Raw genomic sequence first — 26,347 nt, 5'->3', positions numbered from 1 at the left:
GCCCGCGATGCGGCTATAAAGACTTGCGCAAATTCACTGCAGGGATCTTGAGGGCTTCGCGGTATTTGGCCACCGTCCGACGGGCCACCACGAATCCTTGTTCGCCTAACAGCTCGGCAATTCTGCTATCGGACAGAGGATTCTTCGGGTCTTCGGCTCCTACAAGTTGCTTGATGAGCGCGCGTATCGCAGTGGATGACGCAGCCCCGCCGGTTTCCGTCGATACATGGCTGCCGAAGAAGTACTTCAACTCGAACGTCCCCATCGGGGTCGCCATGTATTTGTTGGTTGTCACACGGGAGATCGTGGACTCGTGTAGACCCAGTGTATCGGCTATTTCCCGCAAAACCAAGGGGCGCATGGCGATTTCGCCGTGCGTGAAGAAGCTCTTTTGACGCTCGACAATGGCTTGCGAGACACGCAGGATCGTATCGAAGCGCTGCTGGATGTTCTTGATCAGCCAACGTGCTTCCTGCAGCTTCTGCTGTAGATTGGCGGCGCCCGATTCACCGCGGCTGCTGCGCAGGATCTGCGCGTACATGTCGTTGATGCGCAGGCGCGGCATCACATCGGGATTCAGTTGCGCCATCCAGCCTGCGCTTGTCTTGCGCACGATCACGTCAGGCACCACGAAATCCGCCTCGGCGCGACCGAACGCATGACCCGGGAACGGTGCCAGTGAACGGATCAGCTCATGCGCTGCTTTCAGTGCGGGTTCGTCGACAGACAGTGCCTTCTTCAGGCGCGTGTAGTCACGCGCAGCCAGTAGTTCGAGATGCTGATTGACGATGATGAGCGCCAGCGCCTTCGCGGGCGAATCGAGCCGGTGCAATTGCAGTGACAGGCACTCGGCGGCTGAGCGTGCGCCAATGCCAGGCGGATCAAAACTCTGCAGCATGCGTAGCGCGGCTTGCAGTTCGTCGAGTTCGACTTCGAGTTCGGCAGGCAGATCCGCGAGGATTTCGTCGAGTGTGCCTGCCAGATAGCCTTCGTCGTCGAGCGACTCGATCAGGAAAATGACGAGGCCCTTGTCGCGTATCGACAGCTTGAGCGGTGCGAGCTGTTCCATGAGGAATTCGCGCAGGCTTTGTTCGGCCTCGCGCAATTGCAGCGGGGCGCGGTCGTCTTCGTCGGATTGCGGTTTGCGGGCGAAGTCGTCAAGGCTCCAGTCGGAGCGGTCGGAACCGTAATCGCTGTCGAAATCGGCGCCGTTGTCGTGACTGTTCTCGTAGCTGTCGGGGGTGTCGCTGCTGTCGCCACCGTTGGGTGCGGGCGGAGGCGATTCGGTGGGCAGGGGCGTGGCACTGTTGCTTTGCAACGCGTTCACGGAGCCGTCCGCGCCGATGCGTGCGGAGGTGTCGAGCCACTCGTTTTCCCGCTCCAGCAGCGGGTTTTCAGTCAGGGCCTGCTCAACTTCCTGCTGCAGTTCGATGGTCGACAACTGCAGCAATCGGATCGATTGCTGCAACTGCGGCGTGAGCGCGAGATGCTGGGAGAGACGGAGCTGGAGCGACTGTTTCATGCGGGCTATTCTATGCCCAACACTCGGTCGATGGAACGGATTTTGCTTTAAGGTGCGGCTTTGCCACGTCCTTAAGGCGTAAGCGTGCAGCGTGGCTTACATCCGGAAGTTATCGCCCAGATAGACCTTGCGTACATCCTCGTTTTCGATGATCTGTTCCGGCACGCCTGCAGCCAGCACGGTCCCTTCGCTGATGATGTACGCGTGATCGCAGATGCCCAGCGTTTCGCGCACGTTGTGATCGGTGATCAGCACGCCGATGTTGCGGTCTTTCAGGAAGCTGACGATGCGTTGAATCTCGCCCACCGCGATCGGGTCGACGCCGGCAAACGGTTCATCCAGGAGGATGAAGCGCGGCGACGAGGCCAGAGCGCGCGCAATTTCCACGCGGCGGCGCTCACCGCCCGAAAGCGACAGCGCGGGGTTGTCGCGCAGGTGAGCGATCTGCAAGTCGTCGAGCAGGCCGTCGAGGCGGCGGTTGACTTCGTCTTGCGAGAGCTTCTTGCCGTTCTGCTCCTGCAGCTCGAGCACCGCGCGGATGTTTTCCTGCACGTTGAGCTTGCGAAACACCGACGCTTCCTGCGGCAAATACGACAGGCCCATGCGCGCACGCTGGTGGATCGGCAGGCGGCTGATGTGTTGGCCGTCGAGCACGATGTCGCCGGCGTCGAGCGCCACCAGGCCGACGATCATGTAGAACGAGGTCGTCTTACCTGCACCGTTGGGGCCCAGCAGGCCGACCACCTCGCCACTTTTCACGTCAAGCGACACGTCCTTGACCACGGTGCGCGTGCCGTAGCGCTTCTTCAGATGGCGGACGACCAGCGTGCTGGAAGTCGTGGCCTGCGGCGCTGCAGTTTTGGGGGCGAGGGTGGTGGCAGACATAAGCAGAACAAAAAAGACAGGCGGTGCGGATCAGGGCTTGGCAGCCGGGCTGGATGCCGCCGGTGTGCCAGGCGTGCTCGTGCGCGGTGCTAGAACGGCGCGCACGCGGCCCGACGGATTGGCGGAGGTGGCGTTTTCCGCGCCGCCCGAGGCCGTGTAGAACTCCTTCTGGCCGTCGTATGTGATCACGGCGCCGCGGATCTCGTCGAGCTGCGTAGCGCCTTGCAGGCGCTCCATGCGCGCCCGGGTGATCAGCTTGGAAATCTCTTGCTTGCCGTCGTATTCGATGCGCTCGCCCCAACCCTGGATGTATTCGTCGACGTTGTCCCGCTTCTGGCGAATGAAGGCCAGGTTGCCGGGCTTGGACGTGGCGACGGCGTAGTTGTAGCCCTCCGGATCGGTTCTCAGATCGGCCTCGTCGGAGCGCAGCACCATGGTGCCCTTGGTCAGCACTACGTTGCCGGTCAAGTGATAGACCTGCTTCAGATCGTCGTAGCTGGCGTTGTCGGCTTCGAGCACGAGCGGCTTGTCGCGGTCGGCACGCTCGGCGTGTGCGGGCAGGGCCGGTAGCAGCAGCGCAGCGACGATGGCGAGGCCGGCAGCACGGAGGGAATCAGTCATGGGGATCACGTCGGAGAAGGGCGCGGTCGGTGGGCGTTGTCAGGTGTCGGGGGCAGAGTTTACTGCTTCGGCGCCCCCAGCCCTTCGATTCGGCCGCGCACGTTGCCCAGCAATTGTACTTGGCGCGTCACGTTGTTGAAGGTGAGGCCGTTGGCGTTCATGATCGACGGCCCCCGGTGCAACTCGACCGGCTTGTCGGTGCGCACGATGTCGTCGTTGAGCAGCACCTGGAAGTACGTCGAATCGGCCGTCATCAGCGGGTCCTGGCGGGCGTCGGGGCCCTGCGCGCGGATGACTTTGGCATTGTTGTACAGATCGATGATGGTGCCGTCGCCGTTCATCTTGCCGAGGTCTGCGCGGGCGGTGACCTGCGGGCGGTCGGGCGCATACACGCGCAGTGCGGGATACGTGACGTCGTAGGTCAGGTCGTCCTCATAGTGGTTCATGTGGACGCCGGTGAAGCGGTATTTGGTCGTGCCGGTCTCGTCCAGCGCGGTGGCCGAGATGCCGTCCATGGTGTAGTCGGCGATGTGGCGCTTGGGCTGGGTGGCGGCTTCGTCCGTTTGCGGGGTGTTGACCTGCACAAGCAGGAACGTGACGCCGCAGACGATTGCCATCAGCAGGATCGGCAGCCCGCGCAGCATGACCTGCAGCACGGTGGAGACGAGGCGTTGGGAGCGTTCGCTGGCCATGGAGTCAGAAGGATTGCGGGGCCTGCAGCAGTTGCGCAAGCAGGGCGTCGTAGGCGCCTTGGGCCTTGAGGATCAGGTCGGCGACTTCGCGCACTGCGCCGCGTCCGCCCGTGGCCTGGGCCACATAGTGGGCGCGGCTGCGCAGTTCGGCATGGGCCTGGGCGGGGCAGGCGGTAAAGCCCACCATCGTCATCACCGGCAGGTCGGGCCAGTCGTCGCCCATGTAGCCGGCGTCGGTGGCCTGAAGTTGCGTGGCGGCCAACAGGTGGGCAAATGCCTCGCGCTTGTCGGCTACGCCTTGGTACAGATGTTCGATGCCGAGTTCCCCGGCGCGCCAGGCCACGATTTCGGATTGCCGTCCGCTGATGATGGCCGGCATGACGCCGGCCTGTGCCAGCAGCTTGATGCCGTGGCCGTCCAGCGTGTCGAACGCCTTGCTGATTTCACCCTCAGGACCGACCAGCAGGCGGCCGTCGGTCAGCACGCCATCCACATCGAACACCATCAGACGCACGCGCGCGGCGCGTTCCATTGCCTGCGGAAAGCGTGCGTCGATGTTGCTGTGGACGCTGTCGGTGGGAAACGGGGCCGGGGTGGTCATCAGCGGCGTGGGCGGGTCAGATGACCTTGGCCCGCGTCAGGTCGTGGATGTGCAGCGCGCCGACCAGCAGGCCGGCGGCATCGACCACCAGCAACTGGTTGATACGGTGCGTTTCCATGACTTCGACGGCTTCAACGGCGAGCTGGTCGGGGCCGACCGAGCGCGGGTTGCTGTGCATGACCTCGTGGATAGGCACGGTGCGCCAGTCGCGCGGAGTTTCGAGCAGGCGGCGCAGGTCGCCGTCGGTGAACACGCCCACGGCGCGGCCTTGCGCATCGACCACGGCGGTCATCGCCATGCCCTTGCGGGTGATTTCCATCAGCGCCTGCGACAGCGGCGTGTCTTCGTTCACGCGCGGGATGGCGTCGCCGGCGCGCATGACGTCACGCACGTGCGTCAGCAGCTTGCGGCCGAGCGATCCGCCCGGATGCGAGCGTGCGAAGTCTTCGGCACCGAAGCCGCGCGCGTCGAGCACGGCCACGGCCAACGCATCGCCCAGCGCAATCTGCGCGGTGGTGCTGGCGGTAGGGGCAAGATTCAGCGGGCAGGCTTCGACATCGACGTGGGAGTTGAGCACCACGTCGGCGTGCTTGCCGAGCGAGGACTCCGGGTTCCCCGTGACGGCAATCAGCTTGGCGCCCAGCCGCTTGACCAGCGGCAGGATGACGTTCAGCTCCGACACTTCGCCGGAATTGGAAAAGCCGATGAAAACGTCGTCGCGGGTGACCATGCCGAGGTCGCCATGGCTGGCTTCGGCCGGGTGCACAAAGAAGGCTGGCGTGCCGGTGGAGGCCAGCGTGGCGGCAATCTTGCGCGCCACGTGGCCCGATTTGCCCATGCCGGACACGACGACGCGGCCTGTGCAGCCGAGCACCATTTCGACCGCGCGCGCAAAGTCGGCGGACACCTGGGTTTTGAGACCGAGGACGGCTTGCGCTTCGATGTCGAAGGTTTGCTGCGCCAGCGCAAGCGCTCGATCCGGATTGAAATTCGCTATCATGGCGGCGAAGTATAACAACGATTGACATTGTCCTCGGCCGCTGGCGGCGCGTTGGGACTTGGCTTGCGGGGAGGTTGGCGGAGCGTGCGGGCGCTTCGTTTTGCTGCGCCGCGGCATTCAGCTTGCAAATCACTTTTCTGCCCGTCGCCACGCCGTCATTTTTTGCTCTGCGGCGTCTCGCGTAGCACGTTCTTCGTTTATATCCTGGCATCGGTCTTGCAACGCCTACGTGCTCGCTTGCGCACGCACCGTCCTGATGCGCGGGCGCTGGCCCTCCTGTCCAACTCCTTTCGATTGGTTTTTCGCGTCGCATGCATTCGCCGCTGGAACTCACCCTCGTGTTGCTGGCCGCCGCCGTGATCGGCGTGGTGTTGTTCCGGATGCTGCAATTGCCGCCGATGCTGGCGTACCTCGTGGTGGGCGTCCTCATCGGGCCGAAGGCGACCGGGCTGGAATCCGATACGGCGCAGACGCGCTACCTGGCGGAATTCGGGGTGGTCTTCCTGATGTTCTCGATCGGGCTGGAGTTCAACCTCTCCAAGCTGCGTTCGATGCGGCGGCTGGTGCTGGGGCTCGGGGCGTCGCAGGTGGGGCTGACCATCCTGCTCACGATTCCGGTTTCGATGGTGCTGTCCCACTGGTATCCGCTGTCGTGGCAGGCAGGATTGGCGCTGGGCGGCGCGTTGGCCATGTCGTCCACGGCCATCGTCTCAAAAATGCTGGCCGAGCGTCTGCAGCTCGAGACCGAGCACGGCCGCAACATCATCAGCGTGTTGCTGTTCCAGGATCTGGCGGTCGTGCTGCTGCTGATCGTGGTGCCGTCATTGGGCAAGAACCCGACCGACCTCGTGCTCGCGCTGTCCATTGCCGCGCTCAAGATCACCGTCGCGCTGGTGCTGATCCTGTTCCTGGGGCAGAAGCTGCTCTCGCGCTGGTTCCACCTGGTGGCGGCTCGGCGCTCGCAGGAGCTGTTCATGCTGAACCTGCTGCTGGTCACGCTGGGCATGGCCGCGCTGACCGAGCGGCTGGGCTTGTCGATGGCGCTGGGCGCGTTCCTGGCCGGCATGCTGGTGTCGGAAACGCCGTACAAGCTGCAGGTGGAAGAAGACATCAAGCCGTTCCGGGATGTGCTGCTGGGGCTCTTCTTCGTGACGGTCGGCATGCTGCTGGACCCGCGCGTGGTCTTCGAGCACTGGGCGCTGGTGCTGGGCCTGGTGATGGCGCCGGTGCTGTTCAAGTTTGTGCTGATTGCGCTGCTGGCACGTGCCTTCGGTTCGGGAGGCGGCGCGGCGATCCGTACGGCGCTGGGGCTGGCGCAGGCCGGTGAGTTCGGCTTCGTGCTGCTCAACCAGATCGACGGCATGAGACTGATCGACCCGCTGCTCGGCCAGGCGATCCTGGCGGCGATGCTGCTGTCGATGCTTCTGGCGCCGTTCCTGATCCAGTACAGCGACGTGATCGCCATGCGGCTGTCGCGCACGGACTGGCTGATGCAATCGCTGGCCATGACCAAGATTGCCGCGCAGAGCATCGCCACGGAGCGCCACGTCATCATCTGCGGCTACGGACGCAGCGGCCAGAACCTGGCGCACATGGTGGAGCAGGAGGGCATCGGCTATGTCGCGCTCGATCTGGACCCCGACCGGGTGCGCGAAGCCGCAGCCGCGGGCGAGCATGTCGTCTACGGCGATGCCGCCCGGCGCGAGTCACTGGTGGCCGCCGGTATCCACCGCGCAGCGGCGGTCGCCGTTACGTATGCCGATACGGCGTCCGCATTGAAGGTGCTGCACCACGTGCAGGCGCTGGAGCCGACCCTGCCCGTGATCGTACGCACCATCGACGATGCCGACCTGGATCGGCTGCAGCAGGCTGGCGCCACCGAGGTCGTGCCCGAAATTATCGAAGGGAGCCTGATGCTGGCCTCACACGCGCTGGTGCTGCTGGGCGTGCCGCTGCGCCGCGTGGTGCGGCGTGCGCAGGAGATGCGTGATGCACGTTACAGCCTGCTGCGCGGCTACTTCCATGGTCAGGATGACGAGGAAGACATGCTGGAGCGCGACGCCGTGCGCCTGCATTCGGTGCCTTTGGCCAAAGGCTCGCCTGCCATTGGCCACAAGCTAGGCACGATGGGGCTGGAGACGTTCAAGACCTCGGTCACGGCGATCCGGCGCCAGGGCATTCGCGCGCTCGATCCTGATCCGGACACCGTGCTGGAGTTGGGCGATATCGTTGTGCTGCGCGGCACCCCCGAGGGGCTGCAGATGGCCGAGGAGCGGCTCTCGCCGCGTTGATGCCAGCGCTTACTTGATGAACGCTTCCAGCAGCGGCCCGCGCGAGCGGCGCGGTGGCGGGGCATCCGCCATGTTGGCCGGCAGGCCGTCCAGCACCGCCGCGGCATCGAGCGAACTGATCGACACCCGCGTATCGGCCGGAATGCGCCCCTCCTGCTTCAGCATCAGATAGCGCAGGCAGCAGACGCGCAGGAATGACGCGAAGTTCGCCACCTCGCCGCGACGCTCGAACAACTCGTCATAGAGCTTGCTGATGAGCTGGTTGACCGTCAGGCCGTCGCGCTGGCCGATCTCTTCGAGCACCTCCCAGAACAGGCACTCCAGCCGCACGCTGGTCGCCACGCCGTGCAGGCGTAGCGAACGCGCGAGGCTGTCATACGAATGGGGATTGGCGCGGATGAAGATTTCGCACATGGCCGGGGGCTCCTGGGGCGCCCGGCGTGCGGGCAACCGGATCAGTGTAGAACCCGCGTGCCCAGGACTTCAAGAAACTGTGCCAACCACGCCGGATGTGCCGGCCAGGCGGGCGCCGTGACCAGCTTGCCGTCGGTGTGGGCCTGGTCGACGGGGATGTCCTTGAAGGTGCCGCCCGCCGCCGTGACTTCCGGGCCACATGCCGGATACGCCGAGCACGCCTTGCCTTCCAGCACACCCGCCGCCGACAGCAGCTGCGCACCGTGGCAGATGGCCGCGATGGGCTTGTCCGCCTGGGCGAAGTGCCGAACGATATCCAGCACGCGGGCGTTCAGCCGCAGATATTCGGGCGCACGGCCGCCGGGCACGACAAGTGCGTCATACGCTGCCGGGTCGACCTCTGCCAAGGTGGCGTTGACGGTGAAGCGATGACCGGGTTTTTCGGAGTACGTCTGCGCGCCTTCGAAATCATGGATGGCGGTCGCGACGGAATCGCCAGCGCGCTTGTCCGGGCAGACGGCGTGCACCGTGTGGCCGACCATCTGCAGCGCCTGGAAGGGGACCATGACTTCGTAGTCCTCCACATAGTCGCCGACCAGCATCAGAATTTTCTTTGCCATTGCCGTGTCTCCTGTATGGTTGGGGTTTGCCCATTGTGGTTCGGCGCCATTCGGCCCGGGTGGTAACCCATTACCGCAGACCACGTTTCCTGCTTTCCGTTTTTGCCATGAACCAGGTTCCCCCTCACCAGGCGGCGCTGCTCACGCCGTCATCCATTCCCGCTTCCACCGAATTGGGCGATGTATCGCGCTACCTGCGCGACCGCATCCGCACGGTGCCGGACTGGCCGCAGGCCGGGGTGATGTTTCGCGATATCACGCCGCTGCTGCAGGACCCGAAGAGCCTGCGCGTGCTGGTGGACGTGTTCGTCCATCGCTACATGGGGCAGGGGCTGAACCTGGTGGCGGGCATCGATGCGCGCGGATTCATCCTCGGTTCGATCGTGGCGTATGAGCTGAACCTGGGCTTCGTGCCGATCCGCAAGAAAGGCAAGTTGCCGTTCAACACGGTGGCCGAGGAGTACATGCTCGAATACGGCAGCGCGACGGTGGAAATCCATGCCGATGCCTGCAAGCCCGGCGATCGCGTTCTCTTGATCGACGACCTGATCGCCACCGGCGGCACCATGATGGCCGGCAAGCGCTTGCTTGAGCGGCTGGGCGCCACAGTGGTGGAGGGCGCGGCGATTGTCGACCTGCCCGAATTGGGCGGCTCGCAACTGCTGATCGACGGCGGGCTTCCGCTCTTCACGGTCTGCCGGTTTGATGGGCATTGAGCGGCCACCCGCTGCCTGTGCGTGATGCGGCCAGCCGCATACGCTCATGTGACAAAAATATGACGTTCTGCTGCCGCGCGCAGTAGCATGATCGTTTCCATTTTCCCTGCGCCCCCGGGAGACGTCGATGCCCCACGTATTGCTGTTCCTGCTGACCTCGATCGCCATCACGGTGATGCCGGGGCCGGACAACCTGCAAGTGATCGCGCGCGGCGCAAGCCAGGGCCGTAAGGCGGGTCTGTCGGCGGCGGCGGGGTTCGCGTCGGGCTGCCTCTTTCATACGACGCTGGCGGCACTCGGGCTGGCCGCAGTGCTGCAATCGTCCCCTGTGGCGTTCCAGGCGATTCGTTGGCTGGGCGCGGCGTATCTGATCTGGCTGGGCGTCCAGGCCCTACGCAGCAAGGGCAGTATCGGCCCGAATCATGCTGGAGCGCAGGCGGCGCCAGACCTCTGGCAGGTGTATCGACAGAGCGTCTTTGCCAATTTGCTCAACCCGAAGGTGACGCTGTTCTTCGTGGTATTCCTGCCGCAGTTCGTCGATGCGCAGGCCGGCCATGCTGCGTTGCAGATGTTGCTGCTGGGCGGGGTGTTCATGGCGCAGACCATCGTTGTGTTCGGCGTCTACGGTTGGTGCGCGGCCGTGCTGGGCGGTTGGATGCGCCGTACACCGCGCGCCTCGCTATGGCTCGACCGGGTGAGCGGTTGTATTTTCATCGGGCTGGGGCTGCGGGTTGCCCTGACCAAATAAGCACGACTGCACGGCATCAATGATCACCCTGCTTAAGCTGCTTTCCGGCGTCGCCCTGTTGGTATGGGGCACGCAGACCGTCAAGGTCGGCATGTTGCGCCTGTACGGCGCGGACTTGCGTCGCCTGCTGTCGCGCAGCGTCTCGAACCGGTTCTCTGCGCTGTTGGCCGGCATCGGCGTGACGTGCCTGGTGCAGAGCAGTAACGCCACGGCCACCATCGTCGGGGCGTTTGTTGCGCAAGGGCTGATGGGCGTGTCGTCGGCGCTGGCGATTCTGCTGGGCGCCAACGTGGGCACGGCCATCATGGCGCAGGTGTTCGCTCTGGATTTGTCGTGGCTGTCTCCGCTGCTGATCTTCTTTGGCGTGATCCTGCATCTGTCGCGCAAGGGCAGCTCGGTGGGGCACTTTGGGCGGGTACTGATCGGGCTCGGGCTGATCATGATGGCGCTGGAGCTGATCTCGGTCGCGTCGAGCCCGATGGTGGAAGCCAATGCGCTGCGCGTGCTGCTGAGCTCCTTCTCGTCGGACACCGGCCTGAACATGCTGATTGGCGCGGTGCTTACGCTGCTGTGCTATTCGAGCCTCGCTGTGGTGCTGTTCTGCGCGACGCTGGCGACGTCGGCCGCGGTGTCGGTCAAGGTGGCCTTCGCGATTGTGCTGGGCGCAAACATCGGCAGTGCCGTGGCCGCGTTGGCGACCACGCCGTCGTCGAGCCAAGCCGCGCGCCGCGCAACGCTGGGCAACCTGCTCTCGCGCATGCTGGGCGCCGCGCTGGCACTGCCTTTCCTTGGCAAGCTGGCCGAGTGGGCGCCGCACGCGGGCGTCGCGCCACAGCACGTGGTCGTGGCGTTTCATGTGGTGTTCAACGTGGCGCTGGCTGTGCTGCTGATCGGCTTCACCGATACGATGGCGCGGCTGTGCGCACGCATCCTGCCGGGCGGCGCGCACATCGACGATCTCGTTGCGCCGCGCTATCTCGATCCTTCTGCGCTGGCCACGCCAACGTTGGCGCTGGGCAACGCGGCGCGCGAGGTGTTGCGCATCGGTGATCGCGTTGAGCACATGCTCGACAACACCCTGCGTGTGCTCAAGACCAACGACGTGCGCCTGCTGCAAACCACCCGCGCCATCGACGACGAGGTGGATGCGCTCTACACCGCCATCAAGCTCTACCTCACGCAGCTGAGCCACGAAGCGCTGGACGCGCGCGAGGGCAAGCGCTGGGCCGACATCATCTCGCTCACCATCAACCTGGAGCACGCCGGCGACATTCTCGACCGCCTGCTCCAGGACGTGCGCGAGAAGAAGATTGCGCACAAGCTGGCCTTTTCCGAGGCCGGCATGGAAGAGCTGGAAGACATGCACGCGCGCCTCGTCACGAACTTGAAGCTGGCACTGTCGGTGTTCCTGACGGGCGACCTGCGCAGCGCGCAGAAGCTGATGCTGGAAAAGGCCCACTTCCGCGATCTGGAGAAACGCTACTCGCGCAGCCACCTCACGCGAGTGTCCGCCCAGACAGCCGAGAGCATCGAGACCAGCTCATTGCATCTGGACATCATCAGCGATTTCAAGCGGTTGAATTCGTTGTTCTGCGCGGCCGCGTATTCCGTGCTGGATGAAGCCGGGGCGTTGAACCGCAGCCGCATGAAAGACGCGGACGATGTAGAGACCGAGACGGCGCCAGCCAGCCACTGACGCCTGCATGCTCAAAAAAAAGCGCAGCCGAAGCTGCGCTTTTTTGTTGCCGGATGACCGCGCTCACTTCCGCTTGAGCAGCGGCGCGAGGTACTTGCCGGTAAAGCTCGCCTTGCTCTTGGCCACATCCTCGGGGGTGCCCTTTGCGATGATCTGCCCACCGCCCGCACCACCTTCGGGGCCCAGATCGAGCAGCCAGTCCGCCGTTTTGATCACGTCGAGGTTGTGCTCGATGATCACGATCGTATTGCCGTGGTCGCGCAGCTTGTAGATGACCTTGAGCAGCAGCTCGATATCGTGGAAGTGCAGGCCGGTGGTCGGCTCGTCCAGGATGTACAGGGTGCGGCCCGTGTCGCGCTTCGATAGCTCGAGCGACAGCTTCACGCGCTGCGCCTCGCCGCCCGACAGCGTGGTCGCCGATTGACCCAGGCGGATGTAGCCCAGCCCCACATCCAGCAGCGTTTGCAGCTTGCGGCGCACCACGGGAACGGGCGCAAAGAATTCGTGCGCCTGCTCCACCGTCATCTCCAGCACTTCGGTGATGTTCTTGCCCTTGTAGAGCACTTCGAGCGTTTCGCGGTTGTAGCGCTTCCCGTGGCACACGTCGCAGGGCACGTACACGTCGGGCAGGAAGTGCATCTCGACCTTGAGCACGCCGTCGCCCTGGCACGCCTCGCAGCGGCCGCCCTTGACGTTGAACGAGAAGCGGCCGGGGTCATACCCGCGCTCCTTGGCCGACGGCACGCCCGCAAACAGCTCGCGGATCGGCGTGAACAGGCCCGTGTAGGTGGCCGGATTCGAGCGCGGCGTGCGGCCAATCGGCGATTGGTCGACGTTGATGACCTTGTCGAAATGCTCCAGACCGTCGATGCGGTCGTGGGCTGCCGGCTCCGGCGTCGAGCCATACAGATGGCGCGCCACCGCGTGGTACAGCGTGTCGTTGATCAGCGTCGACTTGCCGGAGCCCGACACGCCCGTGATGCATGTCAGCAGCCCGACCGGAATATCGGCCGACACGTTCTTCAGGTTGTTGCCGCTGGCGTTGATGATGCGCAGCCAGCGTTCTTCATCGGGCGCCGTGCGCTGCTTGGGCACCTCGATGCGACGCTTGCCCGACAAGTAGTCGCCCGTCAGCGACGCCGGCGATTGCTCGACTTGCTCGGGCGTGCCCTCGGCGATGATCTGGCCGCCGTGCACGCCGGCACCGGGGCCGATGTCGACCACGTAGTCCGACGCGCGGATCATGTCTTCATCGTGCTCGACCACCAGCACCGAGTTGCCGAGATCGCGCAGGTGCTTGAGCGTGCCGATCAGTCGATCGTTGTCGCGCTGGTGCAGGCCGATGGACGGCTCGTCCAGCACGTACATCACGCCGGTCAGCCCCGAGCCGATCTGCGACGCGAGGCGGATGCGCTGTGCTTCGCCGCCCGACAGCGTATCGGCACTGCGCTCCAGCGACAGGTAATCGAGCCCGACGTTGTTCAGGAAGTTCAGCCGCGCGGTGATCTCCTTGACGATCTTGTCGGCAATCTCGCGCTTGGCGCCGTGCATGTTCAGCGTCAGGAAATACGTGAGCGCATCGCGCAGCGGCCAGCCGTTGATCTCGTAGATGCCGCGTGCCTGGTCGGCCTCGCCGATCTTGACGAAGCGGGCCTCGCGGCGCAGGCGGGTGCCGTGGCATTCCGGGCACGGCTGGTTGTTCTGGTACTTGGCCAACTCCTCGCGCACGGCAATGGAGTCGGTCTCTTTGTAGCGCCGCTCCAGGTTGGGGATGATCCCCTCGAACGCGTGCTCGCGCACCGTGGTCTTGCCGCGCTCGTTGATATACGTAAACGGTATCTGCTGCTTGCCCGAGCCGTGCAGCACGATCTGCTGGGTCTCGGCCGGCAGGTCTTCAAACGCAACATCGATGTCGACGTCGTAGAACGCCGCCAGGCTCTGCAGCATCTGGAAGTAAAACTGGTTGCGCCGGTCCCAACCCTTGATGGCGCCCGAAGCCAGCGACAGATTCGGAAAGGCCACCACGCGTTTCGGATCGAAGAAGGTGATCTGGCCCAGGCCGTCGCAGTGCGGGCAGGCGCCCATCGGGTTGTTGAACGAGAACAGCCGCGGCTCCAGCTCCTGCAGCGAATACGAGCAGATCGGGCAGGCGAACTTGGAGCTGAAGCCGTGCTCCTTGCCTGTGTCCATTTCCAGCGCGATGGCGCGGCCGTCTGCCAGGCGCAGCGCAGTTTCGAACGATTCGGCCAGGCGCTGCTTGAGTTCCGGGTTGACCTTCACGCGGTCGACGACGACCTCGATCGAATGTTTGTCGTTTTTCTTGAGCTTGGGCAGGTTGTCGACTTCGTAGACCTTGGCTTCGGCTTCGTGCGCGGTACCGCCGCCCGAGCGGATGCGAAAACGCACGAAACCCTGTGCCTGCATCGCTTCAAACAGGTCGACGTGCTCGCCCTTGCGGTTGGCCACCACCGGCGCCAGGATCATCAGCTTGGTGTCGGCCGGCAGCGCCAGCACCGCATCGACCATTTGCGACACGCTTTGCGCTTCCAGCGGCTGGCCGTGGTCGGGGCAGTAGGGCGTGCCGGCGCGCGCATACAGCAGACGCAGGTAGTCGTGGATCTCGGTAACGGTGCCGACTGTGGAGCGTGGGTTGTGGCTGGTGGCCTTCTGTTCGATGGAAATGGCCGGCGACAGACCTTCGATCAGGTCAACGTCCGGTTTTTCCATCAGCTGCAGAAATTGCCGGGCGTACGCCGACAGCGATTCCACGTAGCGCCGCTGCCCCTCCGCATACAGCGTGTCGAACGCGAGCGACGACTTGCCCGACCCCGAAAGCCCGGTGATCACGATCAACTGGTTGCGCGGTAGATCGAGGTTGATGTTCTTCAGGTTGTGGGTGCGGGCCCCACGAATCTTGATTTCGTCCATGTGCGGCTGAATGCTGCTGAATGCGGCGTCGGAGTGCAGACCGCCTGCGGCAATCGGCGGGAGGCGTGGAAAAGGGTAAGCCTGCTAATATACCGAACTTCGGTTTTGCTGGTATCTGCTCCCAGATGGGGCAAGCCGTGAAACCGTTCAAGTGTCCTTGTCGCCGCTTTTTCTGGTTTTCGCGGCGGTTTTCGCACCATGTCCTCCGCCTCCCCATCCATGACTTCCGCTTCCGGCCGCATGAACGGCCTTGAGCTGCGCGCGGCCGCTTCGCTGGCCGGCATCTTCGCGCTGCGCATGTTGGGTTTGTTCATGATCATGCCGGTCTTCGCGGTGTTCGCGAAAACGCTGCCCGACGGCAACAACACCCAACTCGTCGCCTTCGCCATCGGCGTGTATGGCCTCACGCAGGCGGTGCTCTATATCCCCTACGGCTGGCTATCGGATCGCTTCGGACGCAAGCCCGTCATCGTCACAGGGTTGGTCATCTTTGCGGTGGGCAGCTTGGTGGCCGCGTTTTCGCACAGCGTCGCTGGCATCGCCGTGGGGCGCGCCATCCAGGGCGCGGGCGCGATCTCGTCGGCGGTGATCGCCTTCGTGGCCGACCTCACGCGCGAGGAGCACCGCACCAAGGCCATGGCCATGATCGGCGGCAGCATCGGCCTGTCGTTTGCCGTGGCCATCGTGAGTGCGCCGATCATCTTCCGCTGGGTCGGCATGCCAGGCATGTTCACGGCGATTGGCGTGCTGGCCATCGTCGCCATCGGCGTGGTGGTGTGGGTGGTGCCCAACCCGCCGCGTCCGCCCGAGCATGTGAAAGCGCCCTTCCGCGAAGTTTTGCGCAACCCTGAACTGCTGCGCCTGAACTTTGGCGTATTCGCCCTGCATGCCACGCAGACGGCGTTGTTCGTCGTGCTGCCGCACATGCTGGAAGCCGCCGGCCTGCCGGTTGATTCGCACTGGAAGATCTACCTGCCGGTGATGGGCGTGTCGTTCGTGCTCATGGTGCCGGCCATCATTGCCGCCGAGAAGCGCGGCAAGATGAAGATCGTGCTGCTGTCGGCCGTGGCGCTGGTGATGGTGGCGCAAGTGGCTCTGGGCGAGGTCAATCCGACGCTCGCCGCGCTGGCGATTGCGCTTCTGGTCTACTTCCTCGGTTTCAACGTGCTGGAGGCGTCGCAGCCGTCTCTGGTGTCGAAGTACGCGCCGGGCGTGCGCAAGGGCGCGGCCATGGGCGTGTACAACACGACGCAGGCGCTGGGCTTGTTTGCGGGCGGGGCTGGCGGTGGTTGGATTCTGCTGCACGCGGGGCAGCATGCGGTATTCCTAAGCTGCGCCGCACTGGTTTTTGCCTGGCTTATAATTGCGAGCCCCATGCAAATGCCGGCGCTGCGCCGACACTGAAAACCAGTTCACGATCCTGCTGCGCAGTCCGATCTTGGCTCTGCGATGCTCGCCGTACTCATGTACGGCTGCGCTTCTCAAACCAACCTCGGACCGCTCGCTACGGATCGTGAACCGGTTTTAACCACCGGGCCCAACGGCGGCATCACTTCAATTACCTTCGGAAACTCATCATGGCGTCCGTCAACAAAGTCATCATCGTCGGCAATCTCGGCGCCGATCCTGAAACGCGTTACATGCCCAGCGGCGACGCTGTCACCAACATTCGGGTGGCAACTACCGACCGCTACAAGGACAAGGCCAGCGGCGAAATGAAGGAAGCCACCGAGTGGCACCGCATCGCCTTCTTCGGTCGCCTGGCTGAAATCGCCGGCGAATACCTGAAGAAGGGCTCGTCGGTCTACATCGAAGGCCGACTCAAGACCCGCCAGTGGGAAAAGGACGGCCAGAAGCAATACAGCACCGAGATCGTCGCAGACCAAATGCAGATGCTCGGCGGCCGCGGTGGTGAGGGCGGCGGTGGCGGTGGCGGCGGTGCCGGCTACTCGCGCGGCGGTGAAGGTGGCGGTGGCGGTTACGGCGGTGGCCGCAGCCAAGGTGGTCAGGGCCAAAGCCAAGGCGGTGGCTACTCCCGCGGCGGTGAAGGTGGCGGTCAGGGCGGCGGCGCACGTCGTCAACCGGCACCGTCGAACGGCTTTGAGGATATGGACGACGACATTCCTTTCTAAGTCCGTCTCGCCAGAAAACAAAAACCCGGCAGTCCGCCAAGGATGCCGGGTTTTTTGTTGCCTTAGGCGCGCAGGCCCGCAGCCGTTCTAGTCGCTCTCACAAGGCTTCTTGAAGAGGTGTTTCACGCCACATTTCGTGGCATGCGCCGCATTCTTAACGCCGTGGCCGACCGCTCGCGCAGCGTTGGCCGTCGCATGCCCGGCTTCCTTCGCCGCATGGCCGGTCTTGCGGGCCGCTTCCTTCGTGTCCTGCTTGATGTTCTCCTTGGTCTCGGACAAATCGGCATGGGTAAGGGGGCTGAGCAGCGCCAGCAGCAGCGCAGGGATCAAAAGCAGACGACCTTTCACGGCGGAAATCCTCACAAACAGGTTCATGCAACGGACGCGTCGAGCACCACAGCGGCGCGGCCGGTCAACAGGATGCGTGCGCCGCTGCGCACGGTGAATCGGTACAACACGTTGTTGCCGTCGCCACCGACGCGTTCGGCTTCGATGTCGAGCGGCGAATCGATGGTGTCGAGGCGCGGCACGTGCGCTTCAACGCTGCGCACGCTGGCGAGAAAGCCGGCGCGCGGGCGTGCTTGCGCAGCATCGCACAGGGCGCCATGCACGGCCATCGCCTGAGCGGCGTACTCGATGCCGCAGACAGCAGCCAACTGGCCGTGCGAGCGCAACGGGTTGGCGGCGTCACGATGGCTGGTGGCGTTGCAATGGATGTGGGCGTCGTCCCAGGCGACGACGGTGTCGAGCAGGCACATCGCGCCACTGTGCGGAATGCGCGCGGCGATCCAGTGGCGGTCGAGCGGCGGAGATGGCTGCGCGCTTGACGTCATGGCGTGCCGAAGGTGATGTCGACCCGCACGCGGGTATCGGGCAGATAGTCGAGCACGACGTTGGCTGCGCGCCGTGCCGCCAACGCTTCCAGCAGTGGCAGCGCGCGGGCCGCGGCGTTGCCGTGCCACAGCGCTTCCAGCTCGGGTTGCGCCAGCGCTGTTGATACCGCGTCGGTTAGCGCGACATCAATGCGCGCGAGCGTGCGCGGGCCTGCTTCGGGCGCGAGCACCAGCGCCACCGCAAACGTATCCGGCACGGGCCGCACCGCGTTCAACGGTTCGGGGTAGTCGCCGTCATATGCGATCAGCAGGGTGGGTGTGGCGTCAATCGCGACTTGGCAGAGGCTGTCCAGTAGGCCGGCGGCAAAGCTGCCGTCGTATGCGCACAGCACATTGGACGGCGCCATCGCGTGCGTGGCGATGCTCCAGTAGCCGGCCGGCGCGTTGTGCACGGAGTTGTGGAAGCGCGTGGGCGAGAGCTTGCGATCGTCGCCCGCCAGGGTTTCGCAGATGGCGTGGCAGTTATGGCCGTCGCCGCCGGACGAGCTGAAGACGGTGGCCAGCGAGGCGGCATCGCGTCCGCTGGCTGCGACGGCCTCGTGGCCGACCGCGAGCGCGAGCTTGACCACGGGCCCCGTGCGGCGGCGCTCGACCGATGGCAGGCCGTCCGGCGGCGGCAACTCGGTCGGTGCGTGTGCGTAGGGCGCACGGCCTGCGAGCACGTCGGCCGTGTGCGGCCAATCCCGCAGGCCGGGGCCCAGCACGCCGATGCTTTCGATAAAGGCGCTCAGTCGGGTCATGATGACAGGCCCACGTGGTCTGCACGGCCGAAGACCAGGCTGCAATTCGTGCCGCCAAATCCAAAGGCGTTGCTGAGCGCCGCGCGAACACCTGCGTGACGGCTCGTCGTCAGGTAGTTCACGGCCAAGGCCGGATCGCACTGCGCAGTGTTGATGCAGGCCGGCAGCAATTGATGGCGCAGCGCCAGCGCTGTGATCACCGCTTCCAACGCACCTGCCGCGCCCAGCGTGTGGCCGGTCGCGCCCTTGGTCGAGCTGCACGCCGTGCCGTCGAACATCGCTTGGATGGCGCGCGCCTCCGCTGCGTCATTGCTGGGCGTGCCGGTGCCGTGCAGGTTGATGTAATCGATGTCTGTTGCGGCCAGGCCGCTTGTGGCCAGCGCTTGCGCCACGGCAGCGCGGGCGCCCAATCCTTCGGGATGCGGCGATGACATGTGATGCGCATCGCTCGATTCGCCAATGCCGAGCAGCAGGATCGTATCGTCGTCCACCGCGCCCTTCGCCTCAGGGGCGCGCTCCAGCAGCGCAAAGGCTGCCGCCTCTCCGATGGAGATGCCGTCGCGCGCCGCATCGTACGGCCGGCACGGTTGGCGCGACAGCAGCTCCAGCGAGTTGAACCCGTACAGCGCGGTCAGGCATAGCGAATCGACACCGCCCACGACCGCCGCATCGATCAGGCCCGCAGCCAGCATGCGCCGCGCCGAGGCAAACACCTTGGCCCCCGACGAACATGCCGACGAGACCACCATGGCCGGCCCGCTCAATCCAAAGTAGGCCCGCACAAACGCTGCGGGCGAATAGATGTTGTGCGTCTGCGCGTAGTGAAAGCTCGCCGGCAGCGCGCCCGTTTGCGGATCGCGCTGCTGGTAGGCGCGTTCGGTTTCGAGAATGCCCGACGTGCTGGTGCCGATGAACACGCCGACGCGCGCGGCGCCATGGCGAGCCTTGGCGGCTTCAACGGCTTCGGCAAAACCGTCCTGAGTGAGGCCGATCTGGGCGAGCCGGTTGTTGCGGCAGTCGAAATCAGCCAGATCCGCGCGCACGGGCGTCGCGTCGGCGCCAGGCACTTCGCCGATCCACGTGTCGAGATCGGCGCGCGGGAACTTGCACGGCGTGAGCCCGCCACGTTGCCCGCGCAACGCGTCGAGCGTGGCGTCAAGGCCACGTCCGAGGCAGCTTGTGGCGGTGAAATGCGTGAGCAGGACGGGCTTCACTGGGGATGATGTCGCGGCAATTGTGGGGTGGGATGGTTCGGCAGACTGGTGTGCCGATCGTCAACAAATTTTATCAAATGGTCATTTGCGGGCGGGTGGCCTGCGCGGGCTGAGCCGGGAGGGCAGCGCGCAACGTCGTCCACTGCAATTGCGCGTGCGCGGCGGCTTCAAGCACATTCGGCAACACGGCCAGCAAAACGGGCGAGCCGTGTGCGTCGTGCGCCGCATGGCCATCGTGAAGCAGCAGGATGTCTTGCGGCGCCAGACCGTGCAGCAAGCGGTGGGCAATGGCTTCGGCGTTGCGGGAGCGGGTGTCGAAGCCGCGGCGCGTCCAGCTCGCCAGCTGCAGACCAAGCTGACACAGCACGGGCTCCAGAAACGGATTGCGCAGTCCGGCCGGCGCGCGGAAGAACAGCGGGCGCGTGCCGGTGATCTGCGTGAGCGTGTCTTGCGCGGCAGCAATCTCGCGCCGCAACGCGCCCGGCCCCTGCAGCGAAAACGTATGCCGGTGGCGCTGACTGTGGTTTTCCACCGCGTGTCCGCGCGCCACGATGGCCTCGACGCAGTGGGGGTGCCGCTGCGCCAATTCGCCGATGCAGAAGAAGGTGGCCTTGGCGCCGTACTGGTCGAGCATGTCCAGCACGCGCGGCGTGACATCGGGGTCGGGGCCGTCGTCGATGGTCAACGCAATCTGCTGGCCGGCCGTGGCGGGCAGATGCGTCCAGTTCGGGCCGAGCCAGTTGCTGCGTGGCCACAGACCGCCGGCCATCAGCACGAGATGCGAAGCGATGACGCTGCCGCCGGCCCACGGCCATGTCGATGGGGCGGCCGCAACGGCAACCGCCGCGCCCGCGTGCAGCGCCAGCGCGCCGTTGATCAGCGGGGTCGGCTTCCAGCGGCGGGCCGCGCCAGGCGATGTGGTGATCGGTGAGTTCATGCGGCGGCGTGCTGATCGTGATGGGCGCGCGGCGCGAGGATGGCGGCAAACACCAGCGCGAGCATGGCGCCCGGGCCGACGGTCAGCCCGAATGTTTCCAGCATCGGCACGCGGGAAAACGCCAGCAGGCCGAAGCCGGCCACGGTTGCCAGGTTGGCTACCAGCAGTGACACCAGCGTCTGGGGCGCAATGGCCTGCGTGCGTTGATTGAAGAACAGCGCGTAGTTCGAACCCACGGCCACGATCAGCAGCATGCCGACCAGATGCAGGATGGTCAGCGGCACGCGCGCCACCGCAAAGCCGGCCGTCACCACCAGCACCGCCGCCACCAGGGGCGCCAACGCGCGAAGGGTGCGCTGCGGTGAGCGCAGCGCCACGAGCAGCAGCAACGCGATCGCCGCAAAACCGGCGAGCGACAGGCGAAGGTCTTCCCGCACGTAGTTCACGTACAGCCGATCGGCCTCGGCCTTCATGTCGACGAAGAGGGCGCCCGGCACATCCGCATGCTCCACAGCGGTGCGAATCGGCGCGGCATCCAGGCTGGATGCGTTGAATGCGCTTTTCAAACTGGCCGGCGCAGCTGATGGTGCGCGCAACGGCAGCATGGCGCTCCATTGGCCGGCGCGTTCTGTCAGCAGTGCGTCCACCGCCAATGCCATCGATGTGCCCTTCAGGTCCGCGCGCCGTAAAAGTGGTTGCGCGCGCGCTGCATCTACATCGGCGACAAACGGGGCGAAGAGATCGGGCTTCACGCGGATCGGCTGATCTTCAACGGCGCCGCGCATGCGTGCCGCCAGCGTGTCAGAGGGGGGCAGGCTTGCGAGGCGCGCGCGCTGCGTGGCATCGCTCGGCAGATAGCGCGCGGGGTTCTCGAAGCCGGCGAGCACGCCGTTGTCCACCAGCGGTTGCAGTTGTGCGGCCACTTTTTCGGCACCTTCAAGCGCGGCTTGCTCGGTCGTGGCGGGAATCACCACCAGATAGCGCACGTCGGGCGCCCCCACATCTGCGCGCAGGCTGGCGTCGAGCGCCTGGCTCTTCGCAGGTACGGGGCTCAGCGCAGCGAGTTCGCGGCTCCACAGGCCATCGCGATGCAGCACCAGCGCCGCACATGCACCCCCGAGCACCACCGCCAACACCCAGCGCAGGCGGGGCGCGGCAGACGTCGCCCGTGCCAGACAGGCGCCCACGCGCGATACATCCCGCGTCGCCACGTCTGCACCACGCAGATGCGGCAGCACGTAGCGCGTGACAAGCGCAGCCGTCACCAACCCGACAATCGAATACAGCCCCAACTGCACGAGCCCCGGAAAGCCCGAGAACAGCATCGACGCAAAGCCGCACACCGAGGTCAGCACACCCAGGCGGATGGTCGGCCAGTACGTGGCAATCCATGCACGCAAGCTGTCGTTGGGGGTGGCGCCACGCAGGCGGGCCGATTGCACGAAGAGGTAGATCGAATAGTCGACCGCCTCGCCGATGAGCGTGGTGCCGAACCCGAGCGTGAGCCCGTGCACCGCGCCAAACGTAAGACTGACCGCCGCTACGCCTGCCGCCACGCCAGACAGCACCGGCAGCAAGCCCAACGCTACCGTGCGAGGCGATCGGTACACCATCAGCAGCAGCGCCACCACCAGCACGAGGCTGACGGTGGAAAGCCGCTCGACGTCGCGCTTGATGGTGTCGCGCGATTCAACGGAGAACACGCCCGGGCCCGTCATCAGGATGCGTGCTGAGGCAGCGTTGGGCACCTTGCGTGCAACCGCATCGAACGTGCGGCGCACGGTATCGATGGCCTGCGCCTGAGCGTCGGTGTCGGAGCCGGCTGCCGTTGTCTGCACGACCAGCACGGCACGCTGGCCATCGCGCGACGCCCACACGCCGTGCATTGATGACGGCAGCGCGGTGTTGTCGAGTTGGCTGACAAGCGCCGCCACCTCGCCGGTCGGGTCGCGCGGCAGCATGCTCTTGGCAAACAGCCCGGCTGACGAACTGAGCAGGTCCAGACTCTCGCCCAGCGCCGCGTGCAGGCCTTCAGCGGAAAAGCGTTGCGGCGTGACAGCTGGGCTGAGCACGTAGCGGTGGTCGAAGATGAACTGACGGTCGCGCGCCTCGCTCACGGGCTCACCGTTGTTGACGGCGCTGAATTGCGGGTCGGCACGCAGCGATGCGGCGAGCTGCTTTGAAAGCGCTGCGCGGGCGGCCGCGTCGCTGCCCTCGATGCCGACGAGGATGAGTCGTGACACCAGCCCCTCGCGCAACTGGTCGACCAGCACGCGCTGCTCCGCACTCGGCGAGCGCGGCAGAAACGCCGACAGGTCCGCCGTAAAGCTCGTCCGCCCGATCACGACCGCGCACAGCAGCAGGCCGGTCAACCAAACCAGCACGGCGGGCCGCTGCAGGGCGTGCAAGCGATTCATCTGCGCGGCGTCCTTAATTGCCCGGCACGCGTTGCAGGCGCATCAGCGAGTGATCGCCGTCGGCCTGGCGGATGGCGACGCTGCGCAGCACATCGCGCGTGCCCTCCAGCGTGATGGTGCTGACCACCTGCCGCATGCGTGCGTCGAGCGGCGAGAGGGTGAGCGTCCAGTCATCGCCGTGGCCAGCAATGGCGACCTTGTAGATCGCTTCGAGCGCATAGCGGTTACCGGCCAGCGTCGCGCGGATGCTCTCTATAAAAGCGCCCAGCTCGGGGTACTGCGACAGCGGCATCGTGAACTTGCGCTGGTTGCGCTCCACGGTCAGCTTGTCGCCGTCAATCACGAGGTGTTCGGGCTTGGGGGCCAGCGTGTGCTTTTCCAGATGATCGGGCGCCACGAACACCAGCTCGCCGGACGATTCAATGGGTTGTTGCGCAATCGACAGCGTCTTTGTTTCTGTAAACGTGGCGCGCCCCGACTTGTTGCGTGCAAGCGTGGACATGAGGCGGTCGAGCGTCCAGGCGGTATCCGCTGCGTGGGCGGCCGTTGCCAACATGCTGGCCGCGAGCATGGCCAGAAGGGCGCGGAGGAATGGGCGCATTGCAGTCATGGCGTTTGGGTGGTCTGGCGCTCGGCCGGGGTGGCATTCTGCGCGTCGGCTGCGTCGGCATCCTGCCAGAAGTCGAAGTAATTGAACCAGTTGTACGGCGCTGCGCGGCAGTAATGTTCAACGCGCTCAACGTAGCGGCCGAGCGCGGCCTGCACGGCGGCTGCGCGATCTTCGCGGCGCACGTCGGTGAAGTCCGCCAACGGATCGAAATGCACGGCGTAGCGATTGCCGCCCAAGTGCAGCCCTGTCATGAACAGCACGGGGCGCTTGAGCATGGCGGCCATGTGCAGTGGCCCCAGCGGAAACGCTGCCGGGCTACCGAGAAAATCCAGCCGCTGGACGGATGGCCCAGCATCGCGCAGCAGCGTGCGATCGGCCAGCATGCCGACGAGCCGGTTGTCGTCCAGCGCCTCGCGCACGTGCAGCATGGCGTCTACGCGCCCCAGCGGAATGACCTCCGGCGCCGCCGCCGGGTTGATGGCGGCAACCGCGGCGTTGATGTTGCGTGCGTTCTCTTCATACATGGCGACGGCCACGCGCAGATCGGGCACGGTGCGGCCGAGCGCGCGCACCACCTCGAAGCTGCCCAGGTGCGCGCCCAGCAGGAATGCACCGCGCCCCTGCGCCAGCACGTCGTGTATGTGCTGCTGGCCCTGCAACCGGATGTCGAACAGGTCGAAGCGCCCGCTGATCAAGTAGATGCGGTCATGGATGGTCGTGCCGAAGGTGAACATGTGGCGGAACACGTCGCGCAGCGTGGCTGGCCGGCCGAGGGCGCGGCGCAGATAGTCACGCGAAGCACGTCGCGCCTCCGGAGAGGCCGCCACGAAGTACACCGCAATCAGCCACAGCAGGACCCGGCCGAGCGGCCGCCCAAGCCGCAGCGAGAGCCACGTCATCGCGCGCAGCAGCGCGAGGTTGCTGCGCTCCGGACGCTCGGCCCAGTCGGTGCGCTTCATGCCGCAACGCCCTCCGGCGCCGATGCGGACAGCACGCCGCTGGCCACGTCGCGCTCGCCCGCGCGGATGGTGAAGCGGACGGCGTTGCTCGCCGTCGTCTCGAACGCGAGGTCGAGCAACTCCCCGGGTGTCGCAGGACTGAGAAACTTGGCCGAGCTGATCTTGCACGCATCGAGCGAGCGGCCCAGCGCCGCACCAATCGTGTGGAGCGCATGGTCGAGCAGCACCACACCCGGCACGATCGGGTGGCCTGGAAAATGCCCGGGCAACGCCGGGTGATCTGCGGGAATGGTGAAGCGCATGGCGGGCTTGTCTGCGTTGCGGTGCGAATGCTGTGCGACCAGCGCGGCCAGCACATCGCGCGCCAGTTTGCCGGTTTCGTTGCGCGGCAGCGCGTCTACCAGCAGCAGCGGGCGCGGCAGGAATGCTGCATCGATGCGGTCATGCAGGGCGCGCAGCACGTCCGCCGCGCTCAGGCCCGGCGCCACGACCAGTGCCACCAGGCGCGTGACTGCGGCGCTGCCGTGCGTATGCGGGGCGGTGGATGCATCGTCCGGCATGTAGAACACGCCGTCTTGCACACCGGCAATCGCGTTGAGCTGATGATTCAGATACGCCAGCGACGAGCGCTTGCCGGCAATGTTGATCAAATCGGTCTTGCGGCCGTGCAGGAGAAAGTGCGTGTCGTCGATCAGCTCAATCACATCGCCCATCGGCACAGGGGTTTCGACGTGGCCGCCATCGGCCCACACCGTTGGGCCATCGTCTTCGGGCGTGCCGGCGCGGGATTCCATGCGGATGCCGGGGTACAGATGCCATGCGGTGTCCTGCGCGGTACGGCGCGTTGCGACCTGGCCGGTTTCGGTGCTGCCGTAGATTTCCAGGAGCGGTGCAGACAGGCGCGTCTCGGCCTCCCGCGCCAGCGCCTGCGACAGCGGCGCAGTGGCCGACAGTACGAGCGATGCGCTCGGCAACGCGGCGTTCGATGCCAGCAGCGCCCGCAGATGCACCGGCGAGGTCACCAGCACGCGTGGTTGCGGTACGGCCTCAAGCGCCTCGCGAATGTCCGCCGGATAGAACGGCTGCCGGTTGCTGAATGCCAGACCGCCCTGCAGCGCCAGCAGCACCGTCACCTCAAACCCGTACATATGCTGCGCTGGCACGGTGCCGACCAGCGTGAAGGCGCGCCCGTCGTCCAGGCCAAGGTGCGCGACTGCCGTGCGCATGCAACGCACCAGCGCGCCCCATGTCTTGCGATGCGGCACCGGCGTGCCGGTGGATCCCGACGTGAACAACACCGCCATGACTTGCGACGCGTCGATCTGCGGCACGTCAACGAGCGTTGCTTCGACCGTCAACGCATCGGGATAACGAAAGCCCGGCAGGTCGACCGGGCAGGCGGGCGCATCGTGCAGGCAAAACACATCGGGCGCGAACGCCGAAAGCTGACGCACCATCTGCGGCGTCTGCATGGGCGGCAGCAGACTGATCTTGCCGGCCAACAGCGTCGCGCACAGCCCGACGGCAAAGCGGTAACGGTCTGCGCACGCGTTGAACACGTGGCCGCCCGGCGGCAGCGTCGCGGCCAGCGCCATCACATCGGCCACGAACGCACGTGCGGAGACGGGCGCGCCGTCACGCCAGGCCAGCGTGTGTTCGAGTGTTGGATGGGAGACCAGCGGGTAAGTCGGCATGAAGCGAACCTTGAGGG

At 65.4% G+C, this 26,347-nt stretch carries 24 protein-coding genes; 6 read left to right on the top strand and 18 right to left on the bottom strand.

The genetic code is table 11. The annotated features are described in order from the left end of the window. Positions 1–13: 13 nt before the first annotated feature. The 6 genes from ACTJK6_RS07225 to ACTJK6_RS07200 all read right to left on the bottom strand — a co-directional run bounded on the left by ACTJK6_RS07225 (position 14) and on the right by ACTJK6_RS07200 (position 5,321). Positions 14–1,522: an RNA polymerase factor sigma-54 gene (locus ACTJK6_RS07225; protein WP_440838618.1), complete on the bottom strand. Its 1,509-nt coding sequence runs from the start codon at positions 1,520–1,522 to the stop codon at positions 14–16. Between the two features lie 96 nt (positions 1,523–1,618). Continuing rightward, the gene (gene lptB / locus ACTJK6_RS07220) at positions 1,619–2,407 is read right to left on the bottom strand and encodes an LPS export ABC transporter ATP-binding protein (RefSeq protein WP_440838617.1); all 789 of its coding nucleotides are present in this window, start codon (positions 2,405–2,407) and stop codon (positions 1,619–1,621) included. Positions 2,408–2,437: 30 nt separating this feature from the next. After that, on the bottom strand, positions 2,438–3,028 hold the full coding sequence (gene lptA / locus ACTJK6_RS07215; protein WP_260803112.1) for a lipopolysaccharide transport periplasmic protein LptA: 591 nt from the start codon (positions 3,026–3,028) through the stop codon (positions 2,438–2,440). A 59-nt stretch (positions 3,029–3,087) separates the two neighbouring features. Next, positions 3,088–3,720 carry an LPS export ABC transporter periplasmic protein LptC gene (gene lptC / locus ACTJK6_RS07210; protein WP_045202514.1) on the bottom strand — a complete coding sequence of 211 codons (633 nt, stop codon included), beginning with the start codon at positions 3,718–3,720 and terminating at the stop codon, positions 3,088–3,090. 4 nt (positions 3,721–3,724) lie between these two features. Continuing rightward, positions 3,725–4,321 carry a KdsC family phosphatase gene (locus ACTJK6_RS07205; protein WP_316868272.1) on the bottom strand — a complete coding sequence of 199 codons (597 nt, stop codon included), beginning with the start codon at positions 4,319–4,321 and terminating at the stop codon, positions 3,725–3,727. 16 nt (positions 4,322–4,337) lie between these two features. Beyond that, positions 4,338–5,321 carry a KpsF/GutQ family sugar-phosphate isomerase gene (locus ACTJK6_RS07200; protein ID WP_260803110.1) on the bottom strand — a complete coding sequence of 328 codons (984 nt, stop codon included), beginning with the start codon at positions 5,319–5,321 and terminating at the stop codon, positions 4,338–4,340. A 311-nt stretch (positions 5,322–5,632) separates the two neighbouring features. Here ACTJK6_RS07200 and ACTJK6_RS07195 point away from each other — a divergent pair, with 311 nt between their 5' ends. After that, entirely contained in the window at positions 5,633–7,612 is a 1,980-nt protein-coding gene (locus ACTJK6_RS07195) for a monovalent cation:proton antiporter family protein (RefSeq protein ID WP_232041891.1), read from the top strand. A 9-nt stretch (positions 7,613–7,621) separates the two neighbouring features. Here the strand turns inward: ACTJK6_RS07195 and ACTJK6_RS07190 are convergent, their stop codons facing one another. Next, positions 7,622–8,026: a ribbon-helix-helix domain-containing protein gene (locus ACTJK6_RS07190; RefSeq protein WP_232041892.1), complete on the bottom strand. Its 405-nt coding sequence runs from the start codon at positions 8,024–8,026 to the stop codon at positions 7,622–7,624. A 41-nt stretch (positions 8,027–8,067) separates the two neighbouring features. Continuing rightward, positions 8,068–8,646 (bottom strand): DJ-1/PfpI family protein, encoded by a 579-nt coding sequence (locus tag ACTJK6_RS07185; RefSeq protein WP_232041893.1) that lies wholly within the window; start codon positions 8,644–8,646, stop codon positions 8,068–8,070. A gap of 107 nt (positions 8,647–8,753) precedes the next feature. Between ACTJK6_RS07185 and ACTJK6_RS07180 the strand changes: the two genes are divergently transcribed. The 3 genes from ACTJK6_RS07180 to ACTJK6_RS07170 all read left to right on the top strand — a co-directional run bounded on the left by ACTJK6_RS07180 (position 8,754) and on the right by ACTJK6_RS07170 (position 11,806). Further along, entirely contained in the window at positions 8,754–9,362 is a 609-nt protein-coding gene (locus tag ACTJK6_RS07180; protein WP_045202521.1) for an adenine phosphoribosyltransferase, read from the top strand. A gap of 127 nt (positions 9,363–9,489) precedes the next feature. Next, on the top strand, positions 9,490–10,110 hold the full coding sequence (locus ACTJK6_RS07175; protein WP_440838616.1) for a LysE family translocator: 621 nt from the start codon (positions 9,490–9,492) through the stop codon (positions 10,108–10,110). 19 nt (positions 10,111–10,129) lie between these two features. Continuing rightward, positions 10,130–11,806, top strand: coding sequence for a Na/Pi cotransporter family protein (locus ACTJK6_RS07170; RefSeq protein WP_440838615.1), 1,677 nt, complete (start codon positions 10,130–10,132; stop codon positions 11,804–11,806). Between the two features lie 63 nt (positions 11,807–11,869). Here the strand turns inward: ACTJK6_RS07170 and uvrA are convergent, their stop codons facing one another. Next, a complete protein-coding gene (gene uvrA, locus ACTJK6_RS07165; RefSeq protein WP_232041896.1) occupies positions 11,870–14,734 on the bottom strand; it encodes an excinuclease ABC subunit UvrA in 2,865 nt (954 codons plus the stop codon). A 198-nt stretch (positions 14,735–14,932) separates the two neighbouring features. Between uvrA and ACTJK6_RS07160 the strand changes: the two genes are divergently transcribed. Continuing rightward, entirely contained in the window at positions 14,933–16,138 is a 1,206-nt protein-coding gene (locus ACTJK6_RS07160) for an MFS transporter (RefSeq protein WP_232041897.1), read from the top strand. A 173-nt stretch (positions 16,139–16,311) separates the two neighbouring features. After that, complete coding sequence (locus ACTJK6_RS07155) at positions 16,312–16,866, top strand: single-stranded DNA-binding protein (protein ID WP_316878489.1); 555 nt, start codon at positions 16,312–16,314, stop codon at positions 16,864–16,866. 87 nt (positions 16,867–16,953) lie between these two features. On the opposite strand, the gene ACTJK6_RS07150 is transcribed toward ACTJK6_RS07155, so the two are convergent. The 9 genes from ACTJK6_RS07150 to ACTJK6_RS07110 form a co-directional block, all read right to left on the bottom strand. Continuing rightward, the gene (locus tag ACTJK6_RS07150) at positions 16,954–17,214 is read right to left on the bottom strand and encodes a hypothetical protein (protein ID WP_433867611.1); all 261 of its coding nucleotides are present in this window, start codon (positions 17,212–17,214) and stop codon (positions 16,954–16,956) included. Between the two features lie 23 nt (positions 17,215–17,237). Continuing rightward, the gene (locus ACTJK6_RS07145) at positions 17,238–17,699 is read right to left on the bottom strand and encodes a hotdog family protein (RefSeq protein ID WP_322017767.1); all 462 of its coding nucleotides are present in this window, start codon (positions 17,697–17,699) and stop codon (positions 17,238–17,240) included. Then, positions 17,696–18,499: a beta-ketoacyl synthase chain length factor gene (locus ACTJK6_RS07140; protein ID WP_440838614.1), complete on the bottom strand. Its 804-nt coding sequence runs from the start codon at positions 18,497–18,499 to the stop codon at positions 17,696–17,698. Before ACTJK6_RS07140 ends, ACTJK6_RS07145 begins: the two co-directional genes overlap by 4 nt. Then, the gene (locus tag ACTJK6_RS07135; protein ID WP_440838613.1) at positions 18,496–19,713 is read right to left on the bottom strand and encodes a beta-ketoacyl-[acyl-carrier-protein] synthase family protein; all 1,218 of its coding nucleotides are present in this window, start codon (positions 19,711–19,713) and stop codon (positions 18,496–18,498) included. Before ACTJK6_RS07135 ends, ACTJK6_RS07140 begins: the two co-directional genes overlap by 4 nt. 73 nt (positions 19,714–19,786) lie before the next feature. Then, positions 19,787–20,650, bottom strand: coding sequence for a polysaccharide deacetylase family protein (locus ACTJK6_RS07130; RefSeq protein ID WP_440838612.1), 864 nt, complete (start codon positions 20,648–20,650; stop codon positions 19,787–19,789). After that, a complete protein-coding gene (locus ACTJK6_RS07125; protein WP_440838611.1) occupies positions 20,647–23,067 on the bottom strand; it encodes an MMPL family transporter in 2,421 nt (806 codons plus the stop codon). The genes ACTJK6_RS07130 and ACTJK6_RS07125 overlap by 4 nt, the downstream gene beginning before the upstream one ends. Before the next feature lie 13 nt (positions 23,068–23,080). After that, positions 23,081–23,677, bottom strand: a complete 597-nt coding sequence (locus tag ACTJK6_RS07120; RefSeq protein WP_322017763.1) for an outer membrane lipoprotein carrier protein LolA — start codon at positions 23,675–23,677, stop codon at positions 23,081–23,083. Continuing rightward, on the bottom strand, positions 23,674–24,636 hold the full coding sequence (locus ACTJK6_RS07115) for an LpxL/LpxP family acyltransferase (protein ID WP_440838610.1): 963 nt from the start codon (positions 24,634–24,636) through the stop codon (positions 23,674–23,676). The genes ACTJK6_RS07120 and ACTJK6_RS07115 overlap by 4 nt, the downstream gene beginning before the upstream one ends. Beyond that, entirely contained in the window at positions 24,633–26,330 is a 1,698-nt protein-coding gene (locus ACTJK6_RS07110) for an AMP-binding protein (RefSeq protein WP_440838609.1), read from the bottom strand. Before ACTJK6_RS07110 ends, ACTJK6_RS07115 begins: the two co-directional genes overlap by 4 nt. Positions 26,331–26,347 lie beyond the last annotated feature (17 nt).

The sequence above is a fragment of the Ralstonia sp. 22086 genome, assembly GCF_052045975.1.
GTDB classification, from domain to species: Bacteria; Pseudomonadota; Gammaproteobacteria; order Burkholderiales; family Burkholderiaceae; genus Ralstonia; species Ralstonia wenshanensis.
Note: the sequence above shows the minus strand (reverse complement) of the source record. Positions and strands in the feature narration are given on the sequence as shown.

What these genes read in the sequence shown, in the direction of transcription:
- ACTJK6_RS07205 (WP_316868272.1), bottom strand. Translation starts at nt 4,321, where the DNA reads ATGACCACCCCGGCCCCGTTTCCCACCGACAGCGTCCACAGCAACATC.
- ACTJK6_RS07130 (WP_440838612.1), bottom strand. Translation starts at nt 20,650, where the DNA reads ATGAACTCACCGATCACCACATCGCCTGGCGCGGCCCGCCGCTGGAAG.
- ACTJK6_RS07185 (WP_232041893.1), bottom strand. Translation starts at nt 8,646, where the DNA reads ATGGCAAAGAAAATTCTGATGCTGGTCGGCGACTATGTGGAGGACTAC.
- ACTJK6_RS07195 (WP_232041891.1), top strand. Translation starts at nt 5,633, where the DNA reads ATGCATTCGCCGCTGGAACTCACCCTCGTGTTGCTGGCCGCCGCCGTG.
- ACTJK6_RS07110 (WP_440838609.1), bottom strand. Translation starts at nt 26,330, where the DNA reads ATGCCGACTTACCCGCTGGTCTCCCATCCAACACTCGAACACACGCTG.
- lptB (WP_440838617.1), bottom strand. Translation starts at nt 2,407, where the DNA reads ATGTCTGCCACCACCCTCGCCCCCAAAACTGCAGCGCCGCAGGCCACG.
- ACTJK6_RS07175 (WP_440838616.1), top strand. Translation starts at nt 9,490, where the DNA reads ATGCCCCACGTATTGCTGTTCCTGCTGACCTCGATCGCCATCACGGTG.
- ACTJK6_RS07225 (WP_440838618.1), bottom strand. Translation starts at nt 1,522, where the DNA reads ATGAAACAGTCGCTCCAGCTCCGTCTCTCCCAGCATCTCGCGCTCACG.
- ACTJK6_RS07140 (WP_440838614.1), bottom strand. Translation starts at nt 18,499, where the DNA reads ATGACCCGACTGAGCGCCTTTATCGAAAGCATCGGCGTGCTGGGCCCC.
- ACTJK6_RS07115 (WP_440838610.1), bottom strand. Translation starts at nt 24,636, where the DNA reads ATGAAGCGCACCGACTGGGCCGAGCGTCCGGAGCGCAGCAACCTCGCG.
- ACTJK6_RS07120 (WP_322017763.1), bottom strand. Translation starts at nt 23,677, where the DNA reads ATGACTGCAATGCGCCCATTCCTCCGCGCCCTTCTGGCCATGCTCGCG.
- ACTJK6_RS07160 (WP_232041897.1), top strand. Translation starts at nt 14,933, where the DNA reads ATGTCCTCCGCCTCCCCATCCATGACTTCCGCTTCCGGCCGCATGAAC.
- ACTJK6_RS07190 (WP_232041892.1), bottom strand. Translation starts at nt 8,026, where the DNA reads ATGTGCGAAATCTTCATCCGCGCCAATCCCCATTCGTATGACAGCCTC.
- ACTJK6_RS07145 (WP_322017767.1), bottom strand. Translation starts at nt 17,699, where the DNA reads ATGACGTCAAGCGCGCAGCCATCTCCGCCGCTCGACCGCCACTGGATC.
- ACTJK6_RS07125 (WP_440838611.1), bottom strand. Translation starts at nt 23,067, where the DNA reads ATGAATCGCTTGCACGCCCTGCAGCGGCCCGCCGTGCTGGTTTGGTTG.
- lptC (WP_045202514.1), bottom strand. Translation starts at nt 3,720, where the DNA reads ATGGCCAGCGAACGCTCCCAACGCCTCGTCTCCACCGTGCTGCAGGTC.
- lptA (WP_260803112.1), bottom strand. Translation starts at nt 3,028, where the DNA reads ATGACTGATTCCCTCCGTGCTGCCGGCCTCGCCATCGTCGCTGCGCTG.
- ACTJK6_RS07180 (WP_045202521.1), top strand. Translation starts at nt 8,754, where the DNA reads ATGAACCAGGTTCCCCCTCACCAGGCGGCGCTGCTCACGCCGTCATCC.
- ACTJK6_RS07170 (WP_440838615.1), top strand. Translation starts at nt 10,130, where the DNA reads ATGATCACCCTGCTTAAGCTGCTTTCCGGCGTCGCCCTGTTGGTATGG.
- uvrA (WP_232041896.1), bottom strand. Translation starts at nt 14,734, where the DNA reads ATGGACGAAATCAAGATTCGTGGGGCCCGCACCCACAACCTGAAGAAC.
- ACTJK6_RS07155 (WP_316878489.1), top strand. Translation starts at nt 16,312, where the DNA reads ATGGCGTCCGTCAACAAAGTCATCATCGTCGGCAATCTCGGCGCCGAT.
- ACTJK6_RS07200 (WP_260803110.1), bottom strand. Translation starts at nt 5,321, where the DNA reads ATGATAGCGAATTTCAATCCGGATCGAGCGCTTGCGCTGGCGCAGCAA.